Source organism: Xanthomonas protegens (genome assembly GCF_038442435.1).
Classification (GTDB): domain Bacteria; phylum Pseudomonadota; class Gammaproteobacteria; order Xanthomonadales; family Xanthomonadaceae; genus Xanthomonas_A; species Xanthomonas_A sontii.
This window is the reverse complement of record NZ_JAQJCQ010000003.1, coordinates 125969-142565: the sequence shown is the minus strand read 5'-3', so window position 1 is coordinate 142565 and position 16597 is coordinate 125969. Positions and strand designations below refer to the sequence as shown.

16 protein-coding genes are annotated in these 16597 nt (G+C 69.7%); all 16 read left to right on the top strand.

Going from position 1 to position 16597, the window contains the following annotated elements:
* The first annotated feature begins 1 nt into the window (after nt 1).
* A complete protein-coding gene (fliJ, locus tag PIQ37_RS05545; RefSeq protein WP_342072692.1) occupies nt 2-463 on the top strand; it encodes a flagellar export protein FliJ in 462 nt (153 codons plus the stop codon).
* Nucleotides 460-1770, top strand: coding sequence for a flagellar hook-length control protein FliK (locus tag PIQ37_RS05540; protein WP_342072691.1), 1311 nt, complete (start codon nt 460-462; stop codon nt 1768-1770). The genes fliJ and PIQ37_RS05540 overlap by 4 nt, the downstream gene beginning before the upstream one ends.
* Before the next feature lie 250 nt (nt 1771-2020).
* Nucleotides 2021-2539, top strand: coding sequence for a flagellar basal body-associated FliL family protein (locus PIQ37_RS05535; protein WP_017909004.1), 519 nt, complete (start codon nt 2021-2023; stop codon nt 2537-2539).
* A 13-nt stretch (nt 2540-2552) separates the two neighbouring features.
* Complete coding sequence (gene fliM / locus PIQ37_RS05530; RefSeq protein ID WP_342072690.1) at nt 2553-3560, top strand: flagellar motor switch protein FliM; 1008 nt, start codon at nt 2553-2555, stop codon at nt 3558-3560.
* The gene (gene fliN / locus PIQ37_RS05525; protein ID WP_010343865.1) at nt 3557-3895 is read left to right on the top strand and encodes a flagellar motor switch protein FliN; all 339 of its coding nucleotides are present in this window, start codon (nt 3557-3559) and stop codon (nt 3893-3895) included. The genes fliM and fliN overlap by 4 nt, the downstream gene beginning before the upstream one ends.
* The gene (gene fliO / locus PIQ37_RS05520) at nt 3892-4308 is read left to right on the top strand and encodes a flagellar biosynthetic protein FliO (RefSeq protein WP_048489845.1); all 417 of its coding nucleotides are present in this window, start codon (nt 3892-3894) and stop codon (nt 4306-4308) included. Before fliN ends, fliO begins: the two co-directional genes overlap by 4 nt.
* Nucleotides 4309-4310: 2 nt before the next feature.
* Nucleotides 4311-5141 (top strand): flagellar type III secretion system pore protein FliP, encoded by an 831-nt coding sequence (gene fliP, locus PIQ37_RS05515; RefSeq protein ID WP_026144375.1) that lies wholly within the window; start codon nt 4311-4313, stop codon nt 5139-5141.
* Nucleotides 5142-5145: 4 nt separating this feature from the next.
* Nucleotides 5146-5415 (top strand): flagellar biosynthetic protein FliQ, encoded by a 270-nt coding sequence (locus PIQ37_RS05510; protein ID WP_010343869.1) that lies wholly within the window; start codon nt 5146-5148, stop codon nt 5413-5415.
* A gap of 311 nt (nt 5416-5726) precedes the next feature.
* Nucleotides 5727-5942, top strand: coding sequence for a hypothetical protein (locus tag PIQ37_RS05505; protein ID WP_342072689.1), 216 nt, complete (start codon nt 5727-5729; stop codon nt 5940-5942).
* The gene (gene fliR, locus PIQ37_RS05500) at nt 5942-6733 is read left to right on the top strand and encodes a flagellar biosynthetic protein FliR (RefSeq protein WP_017909008.1); all 792 of its coding nucleotides are present in this window, start codon (nt 5942-5944) and stop codon (nt 6731-6733) included. The genes PIQ37_RS05505 and fliR overlap by 1 nt, the downstream gene beginning before the upstream one ends.
* Nucleotides 6734-6957: 224 nt before the next feature.
* Nucleotides 6958-9858 carry a diguanylate cyclase gene (locus PIQ37_RS05495; protein WP_342072688.1) on the top strand — a complete coding sequence of 967 codons (2901 nt, stop codon included), beginning with the start codon at nt 6958-6960 and terminating at the stop codon, nt 9856-9858.
* 105 nt (nt 9859-9963) lie between these two features.
* Nucleotides 9964-11094 carry a flagellar biosynthesis protein FlhB gene (flhB, locus tag PIQ37_RS05490; protein WP_152236972.1) on the top strand — a complete coding sequence of 377 codons (1131 nt, stop codon included), beginning with the start codon at nt 9964-9966 and terminating at the stop codon, nt 11092-11094.
* A gap of 17 nt (nt 11095-11111) precedes the next feature.
* Complete coding sequence (gene flhA / locus PIQ37_RS05485; RefSeq protein ID WP_026143395.1) at nt 11112-13172, top strand: flagellar biosynthesis protein FlhA; 2061 nt, start codon at nt 11112-11114, stop codon at nt 13170-13172.
* A 176-nt stretch (nt 13173-13348) separates the two neighbouring features.
* A complete protein-coding gene (gene flhF, locus PIQ37_RS05480; RefSeq protein WP_342072687.1) occupies nt 13349-14980 on the top strand; it encodes a flagellar biosynthesis protein FlhF in 1632 nt (543 codons plus the stop codon).
* Complete coding sequence (locus PIQ37_RS05475) at nt 14967-15851, top strand: MinD/ParA family ATP-binding protein (RefSeq protein WP_010341540.1); 885 nt, start codon at nt 14967-14969, stop codon at nt 15849-15851. The genes flhF and PIQ37_RS05475 overlap by 14 nt, the downstream gene beginning before the upstream one ends.
* The gene (locus tag PIQ37_RS05470; RefSeq protein ID WP_017908923.1) at nt 15848-16597 is read left to right on the top strand and encodes an RNA polymerase sigma factor FliA; all 750 of its coding nucleotides are present in this window, start codon (nt 15848-15850) and stop codon (nt 16595-16597) included. Before PIQ37_RS05475 ends, PIQ37_RS05470 begins: the two co-directional genes overlap by 4 nt.

Here is a 16597-nt window from a genome sequence, read left to right as displayed (position 1 = left end):
CATGATGCAATCGCAACGTCTCGATCCCCTGCTCCGCCGCGCCCAGCAGCACGAAGACGAGGTCGCCCGCGATCTCGCCGAGCGCCAGCGCACCCTGGCCACCCACGAATCGCGGCTGGAGGAACTGCGCCGCTACGCCGAGGAGTACGCCAACAGCCAGATGGCGGCGACCAGCCTGGCGCAGCTGGCCAACCGCCGCGCCTTCCTGGACCGGCTGGAGAGCGCGGTGCAGCAGCAGTGCCAGACCGTGGACCGCAACCGCGAGAAGGTGGAGATGGAGCGCAGCCGGCTGCTGCTGGCCAGCCGCGACAAGCAGGTGCTGGAACAGCTCGCGGCCAGCTACCGCGCACAGGAACGCAAGGTCGACGACCGCCGCAGCCAGCGCGAGATGGACGACCTGGGCGCGCGCCGCGCGCGCCTGGCGGCCACCGCCGACGAACACGATGACGGAGACGGACGATGAACAACGCGCTTTCCGCGCTGGGCGGCAGCGGCCGCGCCAGCCAGATCGGCGGCGGCAACGACACGCAGGGCGCTGACCGCGCCGGCGGCAAGGACTTCGCCAAGCTGCTCGGCGGCGGCGGCTCGGCGCGTACCACCGCGCCCAAGCCCGCCGCCCGCGAGACGCCCAAGCCTTCGCAGAACGCCGGCAAGGACCAGGCGGACAAGCGTCCGGCCGCCGCGGACGACACCGCCAGCGACCCCGCGCGCACCGCGCAGGCCGGCGACAAGGTCGCCCAGGACGCCGAGAAGAGCAGCACCGAGACCAAGGCCTCGGGCAGCGACAAGGGCAAGGCCAAGACCGAGGACAAGCACGAGGACGCCAAGCCCGACGACAGCGCCTGGCCGCCGGCCGGGCTGGCCGGCATCGGCCTGGGCCTGCTGCCGGCGATCGGCGCGGCGGTGTTGCCGGCGGCCACCGCGACCCCGCTGGGCGCGGCGGCCGGGCTGGCGGTCGGCGTCGCCGGCGCCGTGGCCAACGGCGTGGGCGCCCTGCTCGGCGGCGACGCCGCGGCCCAGACCGCGGCCGGCGCCACCGATCCGAATGCCACCACCGCCGGCACTGCCGCGACGGCCGGCAGCGCCCCCGCCTCTGCGGCCGGCGGCTTCGGCGCGATGCTGTTGGCGCAGGCAGGGTCCGCCGACAAGGCTAGCGGCGCCGACACCGCGGCGCCGTTGGCGGCGCTGGCCGCCATCGCCGCCGCGGCCGGCGGCAAGAGCGGCGAGAGCGGCGACGCCGCGCCCGCCGCCGATCCCAGCGCGATCGTGCCGACCGCGGCGGCGGCCCCGCTGCACGCCACGGCGCGGCTGGCCGATCCGCAGCCGTTCACCGGCTCGCCGACGCCGACCCCGAACCTGCACGGCAACCAGTTCGACGAGGAACTGGGCGCGCGCATCAGCTGGCTGGCCGACCAGAAGATCGGCCACGCCCACATCAAGCTCAATCCGGCCGAGCTCGGCCCGGTCGAAGTGCGCCTGCACATGACCGGCGACCAAGTCAACGCCAGCTTCAGCAGCAACCAGGCCGATGTGCGCCAGGCCCTCGAGAACAGCCTGCCGCGCCTGCGCGACATGCTCGGCCAGCACGGCTTCCAGCTCGGCCAGGCCGACGTCGGCCAGCAGCAGCCGCAGCAACAGCAGGCCAATGCGCAGGGCACGCCGCAGGGCAGCGGCCGCAGCGGCGGCGAGCTCGCCGACGACCTGTCCGGCAGCGTCGGAATTCCGGCAGTGGTGTTGCGCCAGCGCGGTCTGCTCGACGCCTACGCCTGACGATCCGGGGGCGCGCCGCCGCCCCTTCACGGCGATCGAGGGAGTAGGACGGGTCTCGGCCTCGACGTTCGTCGGAAGAATCCGTCGGGGTTGAGGCCCCTCCGCTGGGTCCGATCCCCTCTCCCACAACGGTCTCGGCCCGCGCCGGCATGGCGCGCGGCGGCGCCGTCAAACACCCGGCGTGCCAGGCGCCCGGTTTCGGCACGGCGATTGCATCCTCAGGGGCAGACCCCCTTCAGGAGCCCGCTCAGTGTCAGCCGCCGACAAATCCAAGAAAGACGCCAAGGACGCCCCGGAAGGCGGCAAGTCGAAGAAGAAGCTGCTGATCATCGTCGTCGCGGCGGTGCTGGTGCTGGGCGGCGGCGGTGCCGGCGCGTTCTTCTTCCTGAAAAAGCCCGAGGGCGGCCACGCCAAGGCCGAGGAAAAGACCGCCGAGATCCCCAAGCCGGCGCAGTACTTCGCGATGGACCCGGCGTTCGTGGTCAATCTCAACGGCGGCGCGGAAGACGGCCCGCATTACCTGCAGCTGGAAGTGCAGCTGATGACCCGCGACCCGGAAGAACTGAAGCTGATCACCGAGAACGCCCCGGCGATCCGCGCGCACCTGCTGATGCTGTTCTCGCAGGTGCAGGCGCAGGACATCGCCAACATCGATGGGCGCAAGAAGCTGCAGGCTGCGGCGCTGGCCGATGCGCAGAAGCTGATGACCGCCGAGACCGGCAAGAAGTGCGTGGAAGAACTCCTGTTCACCAGCTTCGTCACCCAGTAAAGGCGCTGCCGCGATGACCGACCTGCTCTCCCAAGACGAGATCGATGCGCTATTGCATGGCGTCGACGCCGGCGTGGTGGACACCGAGCCGGCGCCGGCCGAGCCGGGCGAAGCGCGCAACTACGACTTCTCCAGCCAGGACCGGATCATCCGTGGGCGCATGCCGACCCTGGAGATGGTCAACGAGCGCTTCGCGCGCCTGTGGCGGATCGGCCTGTTCAACCTGATCCGGCGCTCGGCCGACCTGTCGGTGCGCGGCATCGACCTGATCAAGTTCAACGACTACATGCACTCGCTGTACGTGCCGAGCAACCTGAACCTGATCAAGTTCAAGCCGCTGCGCGGCACTGGCCTGATCGTGTTCGAGCCGACCCTGGTGTTCACCGTGGTCGACAACTTCTTCGGCGGCGACGGCCGCTACCCCACCCGCATCGAAGGCCGCGAGTTCACCCCGACCGAGATGCGGGTGATCCAGCTGATGCTCAAGCAGACCTTCGCCGACCTGGCCGAAGCCTGGGCGCCGGTGATGGAGGTGGAGTTCGAATACCTCAATTCCGAGGTCAACCCGCACTTCGCCAACATCGTCACCCCGCGCGAGTACGTGGTGGTCAGCCGCTTCCACGTGGAGCTGGAAGGCGGCGGCGGCGAGATCCACGTGACCCTGCCGTACTCGATGCTGGAGCCGATCCGCGAACTGCTCGACGCCGGCATCCAGAGCGACCGCGTGGACCGCGACGAAAGCTGGAACATCATGCTGCGCGAGCAGCTGTTCGGCTCGGAGGTCACCATTTCCAGCGTGCTGGCGCAGAAGCAGATGAGCCTGCGCGAGCTGACCCGGCTGAAGATCGGCGACGTGCTGCCGATCGACCTGCCCAAGCAGGTGCCGCTGTGCGTGGAGAACATCCCGGTGTTCACCGGCGAGTTCGGCATCTCGCGCGGCCAGAACGCGGTGAAGATCACCGCCACCCATCCCCCCGGCGCGCTGCGCCGCCGCCCCGCTCTCCAGGAAGACCTGCCATGACCCAGACCGATCCCACCCAGCCGGCGCCGGCCCAGTTCGACAGCCTGCAGCCGGACGCCATGGCCGAGTCCAACGACCTGAACCTGGACGTGATCCTGGACGTGCCGGTGACGCTGTCGCTGGAAGTCGGCCGCAGCCGCATTCCGATCCGCAATCTGCTGCAGCTCAACCAGGGCTCGGTGGTGGAACTGGAGCGCGGCGCCGGCGAACCGCTGGACGTCTACGTCAACGGCACCCTGATCGCGCACGGCGAGGTGGTGACCATCAACGACCGCTTCGGCGTGCGCCTGACCGACGTGGTCAGCCCCAGCGAGCGCATCCGGAGACTGCGGTGAGCCTGCTGCTCGCCGTCGCCACGCAGACCGCCAAGCACGGCTCGGGCGTCGGCAACGCGGCGCCGTCGGCGCCCAGCCTGCTCGGCGCGGTATTCGCGCTGCTGCTGGTGCTGGGCCTGATCCTGGCCATGGCCTGGGTGCTCAAGCGCCTGCCCGGCAGCGGCTTCCGCCCGGCGCAGGGCCTGCGCGTGGTCGCCAGCCTGGCGGTCGGCGCCAAGGAGCGGGTGGTGGTGGTCGAGGTCAACGGCGAACAGCTGCTGCTCGGCGTCTCGCCCGGCGGGGTACGCACCTTGCATCAGCTGCCCGAGCCGCTGCCGCAGGCGCCCGCGCCGACCCTGCCCTCGATCAAGCAGTTCAAGCAGCTTCCCGATTTCGCCCAGCTTCTGGCGCAGAAGCTGCGCAAGGACAAATGACCATGCCGTTTTTCTGGAACCGCAACGCCCGCCGGCTGCGCCTGCTGCTGATCCTGCTGACGCTGAGCCTGCTGCCCGCCTTTGCCTGGGCGCAGGCCGCGCAGGCGCCCGCCGCTACGCCGACCGCGCAGAATCCGCAGAACGCCGCGCCCACCCTGCCCTCGCTGCCGGAGGTCAACGTCGGCAAGATCGGCGCGCAGCCGGTGAGCCTGCCGCTGCAGACCCTGCTGCTGATGACGGCCATCACCCTGCTGCCGTCGCTGCTGCTGGTGCTGACCGCCTTCACCCGCATCACCATCGTGCTGGGCCTGCTGCGGCAGGCGCTGGGGACCGGCCAGACCCCGTCCAACCAGGTGCTGATGGGCCTGGCGCTGTTCCTGACCGCGCTGGTGATGATGCCGGTCTGGGAAAAGGCCTGGGGCCAGGGCATGAGCCCGTATCTCAACGGCCAGATCGATTTCCAGACGGCGTGGACGCTGACCACGCAGCCGCTGCGCGCGTTTATGCTGGCGCAGGTGCGCGAGACCGACCTGATGACCTTCGCCGGCATGGCCGGCAACGGCACCTACAGCGGCCCGGATGCGGTGCCGTTCCAGGTGCTGGTGGCCTCGTTCGTGACCAGCGAGCTGAAGACGGCGTTTGAGATCGGCTTTCTGATCTTCATCCCGTTCGTGATCATCGATCTGGTGGTGGCCAGTGTGCTGATGTCGATGGGCATGATGATGATGTCGCCGATGCTGATCTCGGCGCCGTTCAAGATTCTGCTGTTCGTGCTGGTCGATGGCTGGGTGCTGACGGTCGGCACGCTGGCCGCCAGTTTCAACGGGGTCTGAGGCCATGAGTCCGGAACTGGCGCTGACGGAGTTGCGTGGCGGGTTGATCACGGTGTTGTGGGTGGCGGGGCCGTTGTTGCTGGCGATGTTGGCGGTGGGTGTGGTGATCGGTGTGTTCCAGGCGGCGACGCAACTCAATGAGCCGACCATTGCGTTCATCGCGAAGGTGGTGGCGTTGACGGCGATGTTGTTTGCGACGGGGAGTATGTTGCTGGCGCATCTGGTGGAGTACACGACGATGCTGTTTCAGCGTATTCCGCATTTGATTGGGTAGCGGGGATGGCTGCGTCTGCCTCCCTGACTGCTCCTTCTTCCTTTGTGGTGGATGCCTCTGCCTGCTTTTCTTTATGTGGAGAGCAACAGCAAGAGCTTTCGCCTTGCGGCGAGTCACTTTTCTTTGCTTGTGCAAAGAAAAGTAACCAAAAGAAAGCACACCCCGCCGCAGCGCCCGCTACGCGGGTCCGCTCCGCTGACGGGATTTTCGGACGGGGCATCCTGCCCCGGCCGAAAACGGCGCACATCCTTGTGCGCCGCCCCCCTGCGGGGGGTTTTGCCCGCCAGCTCCGCCGCTGCGGAGGGGACCCGGTGGATCAAGGGCAAAACAACAGCAAAAACAACGGCAACGGCAACGGCAAAAGCGATAGCTACGGGCATGGCGGCTATATCTTTGGCCACGCTACCCGTCGTGCGGTGTCTGGTGCCGTTCGAGTGTTCGTCGGTCCGCCTTCGGCTACAAACCGCTCGCGTCTGGCGGTTGATGCTGGCCGTTCCTTCGTGATGTCTGCCGGGATCTCGCGCTGATGGATGCCGCCACGCAAATGGTCGTCGATGGGTCGCGGGCGTTCGCGATGATCGGGGCGGTGCTGTGGACGATGCTGCGGATCGGGGCGATGTTGACGGTGATGCCGATGGTCGGGAGCAAGGCCGTGCCGGGGCGGGTGCGGGTGATCCTGGCCGGGACGCTGGCGATTGCGCTGGCGCCGATCCTGCCGCCGGTGCCGGACTGGGATGGGTTCAATGCGGCAGTAGTGCTCAGCGTGGCGCGGGAGCTGGCGGTGGGGGCCAGCATGGGCTTCATGCTGCGGATGATCTTCGAGGCCGGGGCGATGGCCGGGGAACTGGTCTCGCAGAGCACCGGCCTGGGCTTCGCGCAGATGGCCGATCCGCTGCGCGGGGTCAACTCGCCGGTGATCGGCCAGTGGTTCTACCTGGCTTTCGGCATGATGTTCTTCACCGCCAACGGGCATCTGGCGGTGGTGTCGCTGCTGGTGGACAGCTACAAGGCGCTGCCGATCGGCACCGCGCTACCCGATGCGCAGGCCATGGCCTCGGTGGCACCGAACTTCTTCATGAGCATCATGCGCGGGGCGGTGACCCTGGCACTGCCGGTCATGGTGGCGATGATGGCGGTGAACCTGGCCTTCGGCGCACTGGCCAAGGCGGCGCCGTCGCTGAACCCGATCCAGCTCGGCCTGCCGGTGGCGGTGGTGCTGGGTCTGGCGCTGCTCGCAGTGCTGGTCGGTGAGATGGGGGCGCCGGTGCAGCGGCTGTTCGATGCCGCCTTCAACGCCGCGCGCGCGTTGACCGCCTAGCCGGCGCTCAAGCTGCGCCGCGACGCGGCCGATACCGACGGCAGGCTACCGTTGGCGCGCCAGGATGGGCGGCGGCAGCGCCGCCCGTCCCGGATACCGCAGGATCGCCGCGGTCCGTCCTTCCTTCCATCGCTCGCCGCACGCCATGCCTCATCGCCCGCCAGCGCCCGCTCGTGCCTGCCATCGCCGTGTCCCACGGCGGTGCAGCGGCGGCTGAGCGGCGCATGCGCACGGTCATGGGTCGATGCCTGTGGGGGCCGCTGTGGCTGCTGCTGTCGGCACTGACCTGCAGCGGGGCAACACACGCCCAGGTGATCCCGTTGCGGCACTACGCGCAGGACCAGGGCCTGCTCGGCCTGGCCGGCACCTGTCTGCTGCAGCGTCGCGACGGCAGCCTGCTGGTCTGCAGCGAAAGCGGCCTGTACGCGTTCAACGGCAACCAGTTCCAGCAGGTGCCGCTGCAGGGCCGCGGCGGCCATTACATCTCCGACGCCGTCGAGGACGCCCAGCGACGACTGTGGGTGGCCACCTACGATGCGATCTACGTCGACGATGGCTCGCCGGCGGGCTGGATGCCGCTGGAGCACGGCAGCCTGCCCTCGCACCGCCCGCTCAACCGCCCGCGCCTGGCCGCGCCGGACTGGGGCACGGTGGTGCTGGACGACAACCGCCTGCTGCGCGCGGTGCGCAAGGCCGATGCGAAGGGATGGGAGCTGCAGCCCCTGTTCGATGCGGCGACGCTGGCGCGGCAACCGGAACTGACCGACATCCACGACCTGTTCGTCGTCGACGACACGCTGTGGCTGGGCTGCGCCAAGGCCTTGTGCCGGATCGATGCCGACGGTCGCGCGACCCGCTACGACCAGGCCCAGGGCCTGCCCCCCGAATTCTGGCGCAATGCGGTCCGCGACCGCGACGGGAACCTGTGGGTGGTCGGCAGCCGCAAGGTGATGCGGCTGCAGGCCGGCGCGACGCGCTTCCAGGAGCTGACACCCCCCGGGCTGGACGGACCGACCCTGGTGACCTGGCGCACGCCGATCCTGCTGGACCCGCAGCACCGCGTGCTGGTGCGTACCAACCAGGGCCTGGCGCGTTGGGAACAGGGGCGCTGGCGCAGCTTCGACCGTCGCAACGGCCTGCCCGAGGGCAGCATCGTCGCCATGCACTTCGACCAGGCCGGCGACCTGTGGCTGAGCATGGATGGCGAAGGCGTGCTGCGCTGGAACGGCTACGGCTGGATCGAGAACTGGGATGTGTCGCAGGGCATCAGTCGCGCGCCGACCTGGAGCATCCAGCGCAGCCAGCGCGGCGACCTGCTGGTCGGTAACGAGGGCGGCGTCGACCGCCTGCGCGAGAATGGCCGCTTCCAGCGCTGGCCCAGCGACAACGGCACGCAGATGATCGGCCTGCAACGCGCCGCGGACGGCACGCTGTGGAGCATCGGCTCGGTCGGCGTGCTGCGCCGCTACGACGCGCAGGGCCGGCTGCTGCGCGCCTACCCGCCGCTGGACGGCATCGCCAAACAGCTGTTCGTGGATGCGAGCGGCCGGGTGTGGATCCTCAGCAACCGCGGGGTGTATCTGCTGGCGGCGGCCGACGCCGACGCGGTGCCGCAGAAGGTGCAGGCGCTGCCCGGTGGCGAGTATTCGGACATCCAGCAGCGTGGCGACGGCAGCGTGCTGGCAGTGGGCATGACCGGCGTGTTCCGACTGCGTGGCGAGACCTGGACGCCGATCCGGCTGGTCGTGGATGGTGCGCCGGCGCAACCCGTGCTCAGCAAGCTGCTGGTCCTGGACGATGGCCAGGCCTGGGCCAGCCTGTATGGCCCCGGGGCCTGGCAAGGGCGGCTCGACGGCGACACCCTGTACCTGCAGCCGGCCGATGCGCAGTTGAGCGGCCTGCAGCTGTACAGCCTGCGCCGCACCCGCAACGGATGGATCTGGATCAGCCACAACCAGGGCGTGGACGTCTACGACGGACGCGCCTGGTCGCGGCTGACGCAGGCGCAGGGGCTGCTCTGGAACGACATGTCCGAATCGGCCTTCCTGGAAGACCACGACGGCTCGGTATGGCTGGGCAGCAGCCGTGGCGTCACCCATCTGCTGGATCCGGCGCGGCTGTTCCCGGCGCAGGCGCCAAGGCTTGCGCTCAAGGAGTTCAGCCGTGGCGGCGCCGCCATCGCCGCAGGCGCGCGCCTGCGCTGGAGCGAGGATCCGCTGCATATCGCGGTCGGCTCGCCGGACCTGTACGACGAGCGCAACCGCATCAGCTTCCGCTATCGCTTCGAGGGCGCGCACACCCGCTGGCTGCACACGCCCAACTTCGAGTTCGAGCAACCGCCGCTGGCGCCGGGCCACTACGTGTTGGAGGTGCAGTTGCTGGACGCCTACCGGCGCAGCACCTCGGCGCCACTGCGGGTGGCGTTCTCGGTGGCGCCGGTGTGGTGGCGCAGCCAGCCGATGATCGCGCTGTACCTGGTGCTCGGCGGCGGCCTGGCGGTGGCGCTGCTGCACTGGCGCGAGCGCCGCCTGCACCAGCGCCAGCGCGAACTGGCCGAACTGGTGGCGCGGCGCACCGAGGAGCTGGAACACGACAAGCGCGAACTGGAGATCGCCCGCGCCGCGCTGGCGGTGAAGGCCTCGCACGACGCCCTCACCGGTCTGCTCAACCGCGCCGGCATCCTCGAGGCGCTGGCGGCGCAGATGCGCCGCAGCGAAGCCGAGCAGACCCCGCTGGCAGTGGCGATGATCGACCTCGATCACTTCAAGCGGATCAACGACGAACACGGCCACCTGGTGGGCGACGCGGTGCTGATCGAGGTGGCGCGGCGCCTGGGCGCCAACCTGCGCGACGCCGACCTGGTCGGCCGCTACGGCGGCGAGGAACTGCTGGCCGTGCTGCCGGGCTTGCCGCCGAGCTGCGGCGAGCGGCTGCAGGCCCTGCGCGCCACCATCGCCGGGCAGCCGCTGCGCATCGGCGAGCGGCAGTTGGCGATCACCGCCTCGATCGGCGTGGCCTGGTATCGACCCGGCGAACACCTGCAGCACCTGCTGGCGCGCGCCGACGCGGCGCTGTACCAGGCCAAGCGACTGGGCCGCGACCGGGTCGAGCTGCAGCCCGCCTAGCCACCGCCACGGCCAAGAGGCGCGGCGGCAGCGCCCGGAACCGGGGCCAGGGACCGGCACGGTCCTTGCAGTGCGCAGGGTCGATCCTGGCCGAGCGCACCCCCGATGTCCGAGAGCGAAGAAGGCGCAGAGCGCACAGAACAGCCAACAGACAAACGTCTGCGCGAAGCCCGCGAACAGGGCAACATCCCGCATTCGCGCGAACTGGCGACCGCGGCGGTCTTCAGCGCCGGCGTCTTCGCCCTGATGGGGCTGTCCACCTCCATGGCCGCCGGTGCCGTGGCCTGGCTGAAACAGGCGCTGCGCCCTGACCTGTCGCTGCGCGAGCATCCGCAGGCGATGTTCGGCCATTTCGGCGACTTGCTGCTGAACCTGCTCTGGGTGGTGCTGCCGCTGGTCGGCATCTGCCTGGCGGCCAGCTTCGCCGCGCCGGTGCTGATGGGCACCCTGCGCTTCTCCGGCCAGGCGCTGATGCCCAAGTTCGACCGGCTCAACCCGATGAACGGGCTGAGCCGCATGTACGGCGCCGAGACCATCGTCGAACTGCTCAAGTCGATCCTGCGCATGGGCTTCGTCGGCGGCGCGGCGATGCTGTGCCTGTGGGGAAGTACCGACTTCCTGCGCGGCCTGCTGCTGCAGCCGCTGGAGCAGGCCATCGGCCACGGCCTGGGCTTCACGCTGAAGCTGCTGCTGTACACCGCCGGCGCGCTGGCGCTGCTGGCGGCAATCGACGCGCCCTATCAAAAGTGGAATTACATCCGCAAATTGAAGATGACCCGCGAGGAAGTGCGCCGGGAAATGAAGGAAAGCGACGGCAGCCCCGAGGTGAAGGGCCGCATCCGCCAGATGCAGATGCAGATGTCGCAGCGGCGGATGATGGAAGCCGTGCCCAAGGCCGACGTGGTGGTGGTCAACCCCACCCACTATGCGGTGGCGCTGAAGTACGAGAGCGGGCGCATGCGCGCCCCCACCGTGGTCGCCAAGGGCGTGGACGAGATCGCCTTCCGCATCCGTGAGGTCGGCGAGCAGCACCGCGTGGCGGTGATCTCGGCGCCGCCTTTGGCACGCGCCTTGTATAGGGAAGGCCAACTCGGCAAGGAAATTCCCGTGAGACTGTATTCCGCGGTGGCGCAGGTCCTCTCGTACGTCTACACGCTGCGCGCCTGGCGCAGCGGGCCGATGCCGCCGTTGCCGCCGCTGGAAGTGGATGAATTCGCCCCGGGGAGCCAGCCATGAGTCAGCCTGCCGCGCAGATGAACACGCGCAAAGTCATGGACATGATCAAGCACGGGCTCGGCGCCCCGGTGATCGTGTTGCTGATGCTGGCGATGGTGGTGGTGCCGCTGGCCGCGCCGGTGCTGGACGCCCTGTTCACCTTCAACATCGCCATCTCGCTGATGGTGCTGCTGGCGGTGGTGTACGTGAAGCGGCCGCTGGAGTTCAGCATCTTCCCGATCGTGCTGCTGATGACCACGATGCTGCGCCTGGCGCTGAACGTGGCCTCTACCCGCGTCATCCTGATCAACGGCCAGGGCGGCCACGGCGCCGCCGGCAAGGTGATCGAGGCGTTTGGCGAATTCGTGATCGGCGGCAACTATGCGGTCGGCATCGTGGTGTTCGCGATCCTGACCATCATCAACTTCGTGGTCATCACCAAGGGCGCCGGGCGCGTGTCGGAAGTGACCGCGCGCTTCATCCTCGACGCCATGCCCGGCAAGCAGATGGCGATCGACGCCGACCTCAACGCCGGCCTGCTGACCCGCGAGGAAGCCAAGGCCCGCCGCGAGGAGGTGCGCGAGGAAGCGGACTTCTACGGCTCGATGGACGGTGCCAGCAAGTTCATCCGCGGCGACGCCATCGCCGGCATCCTGATCCTGTTCATCAACCTGATCGGCGGCATGGCGGTCGGCGTCCTGCAGCACGGCATGCCGGTGGCGCAGGCCGCCTCCACCTATACCCTGCTGTCGATCGGCGACGGCCTGGTCGCACAGCTGCCGGCGCTGCTGGTGTCCTCGGCGGTGGCGATGCTGGTCACCCGCGCCTCGCGCTCGCAGGACATGGGCGCGTCGATGATGGGCCAGGTGTTCGGCCAGCATAAGGCGCTGGCGGTGGCCGCGGCGATCCTGGGCCTGGTCGGCCTGATCCCGGGCATGCCCAACGTCGCTTTCTTGACGCTGGCGCTGATCCTGGGCCTGCTGGCCTGGAAGATGTGGAAGCGCAGCCTGCTGCCGCCGCCGGCCGCGGCCGAGGCGGCGCCGCAGGCCGCGGCCGCCGCCCAGGCCAATGCCGAACTGGGCTGGGACGAACTGCGCCCGATCGACCCGCTGGGCCTGGAGGTCGGCTACCGGCTGATCCCGCTGGTGGACAAGACCCAGGGTGGCGAGCTGATGGCGCGGATCAAGGGCGTGCGCCGCAAGCTGACCCAGGACATCGGTTTCCTGGTGCCGCCGGTGCACATCCGCGACAACCTGGAACTGCCGGCCAACGCCTACCGCCTGCTGGTGCACGGCGTGCCGGTGGCCACCGCCGACATCCACCCGGACCGCGAACTGGCACTGGACCCGGGCGGCGCGCTCGGCAAGATCGACGGCATTCCCGGCAAGGACCCGGCGTTCGGCCTGGATGCGATCTGGATCCAGCCGCACCTGCGCGCCCAGGCCGAGACCATGGGCTATACCGTGGTCGACCCGGCCACGGTGATCGCCACGCATCTGTCGCACCTGATCCGCGAGCATGCCCCGGAACTGCTCGGCCACGAGGAAGTGCAGCAGTTGCTGGCGACCCTGGCCAAGAGCGCGCCCAAGCTGGTCGAGGACCTCACCCCCAAGGCGCTGCCGCTGTCGGTGGTGGTGCGGGTGCTGCAGAACCTGCTCATCGAGAAGATCCCGGTGCGGCAGCTGCGCAAGATCGTCGAGGCCCTGGTCGAGCACGCCCCGCAGAGTCAGGAACCCGGCGCGCTCACCGCCGCCGTGCGCAACGCCCTGGGCCGGTTCATCGTCCAGGAGATCGCCGGCATGGCCCCGGAACTGCCGGTGTTCACCCTGGCCCCGCAATTGGAACGCGTCTTGCAGGACTCTACCCAGGGCAACGGCGCGGCGCTGGAACCCGGACTGGCCGAACGCTTGCACCAAAGTCTGGCGGACTGCGTGAGCAAGCAGGAGGCGCGCAACGAACCGGCGGTGGTGCTGGTGCCGGCGCAGGTCCGCGCCGCCCTCGCCCGCCTGGTCCGCCACAGCGTCCCCGCGCTGTCGGTCCTGTCCTACAGCGAAGTGCCGGAGGACAAGCGGCTGAAGCTGGTGGGCACGATCAGTTGATGGGCGGGGATTGGTGATTTGGGATTCGGGCGTCGCAACAGCGGGCCCGGCGCGCGGAGAGAGACAGCAATGACACGAACGAACACAACCAGAGCAAGGCGACCGGACAGCAGCCATGCCATGGCAGCCTCCGCGACCAATCCCCACTCCCCATTCCCGAATCCCGGCACGCACCCATGAAGATCAAACGCTTTGTCGCCCCCGACATGCGCACCGCCTTCCGGATGGTGCGCGACGAGCACGGGCCGGATGCGGTGATCCTGTCCAACCGGCGCACCGACGAGGGCATCGAGATCGTCGCCGCCAGCAACTACGACGAGGCCCTGGTGCAGCGGGCGCTGGATGCGGTGCGCCCGGACGAGGCGCCGCGCGCCGCCGCGGCGAGCCAGGCGCCGGCCGCTGCGGCCCCGCGTGCCGCACGCGGCGACGCCGCCGCCAGCCCGGCGATGGCAATGATGGCCGCGATCAGCGAGCGCCGCGGCGGTGCCACGCCGGCCGCCCCGACCGCTTCCCCGGCACGGCCGCTGACCCAGCCGGCGGCGCTGGCCGCCTCGGCCATGCCCGCCACGGCCGCGCCGGCCGCCGCCGCGCGCCAGACCGCGCCGGCGAAGGCCGCAGCGCCGGCACCGGGCCGCGCCGAGTTCAGCATCCCCGAGGACGTGTTCCGCAACGCCCCGATCAGCGTGCCCATGCCCAGTCCGTTCGCCGCCGCCGCCACGCCGGCGCCGGCCGCCGAGGCCGTGCCGGCCTGGCGCGACGACGTGCCCGCGGTGGCGCTGACCCCGGTGGCGAGCCCGGCCCCGGCCGCGCCGAGCGTGGCCAAGGCCGATGCGCCGGCCGCTGCCGGAATCCCGGCGGCCGCGGCGCTGGCGGCGGTGCCGACCTTCCCCGCCCCGCAGAACGACGAACAATTGACGCAGCTGCGCGACGAACTGTCGCTGATGCGGCAGATGATCGAGCGCGAGATGAACCGCCTCACCGACGAGCGCCTGCGCGGCTCGCCGGTCCGCGCCCAGGCGCTGGAGCTGATGGACGACTATGGCTTCGACAGCGGCATCACCCGCGACGTGGTCATGCAGATCCCCGCCGACCTGGAGTTGCACCGCGGCCGCGGGCTGATGCTGGGCCTGCTGTCCAAGCGCCTGCCGATCGCCGCGCTGGATCCGCTCGAGGAAGGCGGCGTGATCGCCCTGATCGGCCCGACCGGCGCCGGCAAGACCACCACCATCGCCAAGCTGGCATCGCGCTTCCTGGAGCGCCATGCCGCCCGCGACGTGGCCCTGGTCACCACCGACACCATCCGCGTCGGCGGCCGCGAACAGCTGCACAGCTACGGCCGCCAGCTCGGCATCGCCGTGCACGAGGCCGACAGCGACGCCGCGCTGCAGCAGTTGCTGGAGCGCCTGGCCGACTACAAGCTGGTGCTGATCGACACCGCCGGCATGGGCCAGCGCGACCGCGCCCTGGCCGCCCAGCTGCACTGGCTGCGCGCCTCGCGTGTGGTCCGGTCCTTGCTGGTACTCCCCGCCAACGCCCATTTCTCCGACCTGGACGAGGTGGTGCGCCGGTTCGCCGGCGCCGACCCACAGGGGGTCATCATGACCAAGTTGGACGAGACCGGGCGGTTCGGCAGTGCCTTGTCGGTGGTCGTGGACCACCGCCTCCCCATCACCTGGGTGACCGATGGACAGCGCGTGCCGGACGACCTGCACCGCGCCAACGCCGCCAGCCTGGTATTGCGCCTTGAAGATTTGCGGCGCGCTGCCGATAAGCCCTGTACTCCGGAGCAGACCCATGCCGTCGCGTGACTACGTCAATCTGACCAATGCCTTCCCCCTGTCGGCGACGCGCAGCGAACCGCTGGGTCCGGTGCGCACGATCGCCGTGACCGGCGGCAAGGGCGGCGTGGGCAAGACCAACATCTCGGTCAACCTGTCCATGGCGCTGGCAGACATGGGCAAGCGCACCCTGCTGCTGGACGCCGACCTGGGCCTGGCCAACGTCGACGTGCTGCTGGGGCTGACCCCCAAGTTCACCGTGGCCGACCTGGTCGCCGGGCGCTGCACCCTGGAAGAGGTGCTGATCGACATGCCCAACGGGCTGATGGTGGTGCCCGCCGCCTCCGGCCGCCGCTACATGGCCGAGCTGCCGCCGGCCCAGCACGTCGGCCTGGTCAACGTGTTCTCCGAGCTGCAGCGCGAGCTGGACGTGATGATCGTCGACACCGCCGCCGGCATCACCGATAGCGTGCTGACCTTCTGCCAGGCCGCGCAGGACGCGGTGGTGGTGGTCTGCGACGAGCCGGCCTCGATCACCGACGCCTACGCCCTGATCAAGGTCCTCTCGCGCGAGCGCGGCGTGGACCGGGTGCAGATCGTCGCCAACATGGTCCGCGACCTCAACGAAGGCCGCCTGCTGTACGACAAGCTCAGCCGGGTCTGCGAGAAGTTCCTCGGCGACGTGTCGCTGAACTACCTGGGCTGCGTGCCGCAGGACGACTGGCTGCGCCTGTCGGTGCAGCGCCAGCAGCCGGTGGTCAAGGCCTACCCGTCCAGCCCGTCGGCGCAGGCGATCTCCGAGATCGCCCGGCGCACCGCACGCTGGCAGGCCCCGACCGCCCCGCGCGGCAACGTCGAGTTCTTCGTCGAACGCATCATCCAGCGCGGGGTGGCCGCATGAACGCCGCCGCCCACTACCGCGCCGTCCAGCGCAACAGCGCCAACGACTACATCGCCCAGCACTCGGACCTGGTCCGGCGCATCGCCCACCACCTGGCGGCGCGGCTGCCGGCCAGCGTCGAGATCGACGACCTGATCCAGGCCGGCATGATCGGCCTGATCGAGGCCTCGCGCAGCTACGACGCCGAACAGGGCGCCTCGTTCGAGACCTACGCCTCGATCCGCATCCGTGGCGCGATGATCGACGAGATCCGCCGCGGCGACTGGGTGCCGCGCTCGGTGCACCGCCGCGCCCGCGACGCCGCCTCGGCGATCCGCAAGATCGAACAGAGCACCGGCCGCGCCGCCGCCGCCAACGAAGTGGCCGCGGCGATGGACATGCCGCTTCCCGAATACCTGCGTTTGATGGAAGATGCCGCCCGCGGCCAGGTGCTGAGCCTGGAGTCGCGCATCGAGGACCATGGCGAACTGGATACCATCGCCAAGGGCGGACCCAATCCGCAGCAGATGCTCGAGCGCAGCGAATTCGGCCGCGAGCTGGGCAAGGCCATCGCGCAGTTGCCCGAACGCGAGCAGTTGGTGCTGTCGCTGTACTACGAGCAGGAATTGAACCTCAAGGAAATCGGCGCGGTGCTCGGGGTCAGCGAGTCGCGCGTGTGTCAGATCCATGGCCAGGCCACGGTACGGTTGCGCGGACGCCTGAAGGCGTTCGAGGTCGCCGATGCCGGTCTGGAAGACGAAGAATAG

What these genes read in the sequence shown, in the direction of transcription:
- flhF (WP_342072687.1), top strand. Translation starts at nt 13,349, where the DNA reads ATGAAGATCAAACGCTTTGTCGCCCCCGACATGCGCACCGCCTTCCGG.
- flhB (WP_152236972.1), top strand. Translation starts at nt 9,964, where the DNA reads ATGTCCGAGAGCGAAGAAGGCGCAGAGCGCACAGAACAGCCAACAGAC.
- fliJ (WP_342072692.1), top strand. Translation starts at nt 2, where the DNA reads ATGATGCAATCGCAACGTCTCGATCCCCTGCTCCGCCGCGCCCAGCAG.
- PIQ37_RS05475 (WP_010341540.1), top strand. Translation starts at nt 14,967, where the DNA reads ATGCCGTCGCGTGACTACGTCAATCTGACCAATGCCTTCCCCCTGTCG.
- PIQ37_RS05470 (WP_017908923.1), top strand. Translation starts at nt 15,848, where the DNA reads ATGAACGCCGCCGCCCACTACCGCGCCGTCCAGCGCAACAGCGCCAAC.
- PIQ37_RS05540 (WP_342072691.1), top strand. Translation starts at nt 460, where the DNA reads ATGAACAACGCGCTTTCCGCGCTGGGCGGCAGCGGCCGCGCCAGCCAG.
- PIQ37_RS05510 (WP_010343869.1), top strand. Translation starts at nt 5,146, where the DNA reads ATGAGTCCGGAACTGGCGCTGACGGAGTTGCGTGGCGGGTTGATCACG.
- fliM (WP_342072690.1), top strand. Translation starts at nt 2,553, where the DNA reads ATGACCGACCTGCTCTCCCAAGACGAGATCGATGCGCTATTGCATGGC.
- fliN (WP_010343865.1), top strand. Translation starts at nt 3,557, where the DNA reads ATGACCCAGACCGATCCCACCCAGCCGGCGCCGGCCCAGTTCGACAGC.
- fliP (WP_026144375.1), top strand. Translation starts at nt 4,311, where the DNA reads ATGCCGTTTTTCTGGAACCGCAACGCCCGCCGGCTGCGCCTGCTGCTG.
- fliR (WP_017909008.1), top strand. Translation starts at nt 5,942, where the DNA reads ATGGATGCCGCCACGCAAATGGTCGTCGATGGGTCGCGGGCGTTCGCG.
- PIQ37_RS05495 (WP_342072688.1), top strand. Translation starts at nt 6,958, where the DNA reads ATGCGCACGGTCATGGGTCGATGCCTGTGGGGGCCGCTGTGGCTGCTG.
- flhA (WP_026143395.1), top strand. Translation starts at nt 11,112, where the DNA reads ATGAACACGCGCAAAGTCATGGACATGATCAAGCACGGGCTCGGCGCC.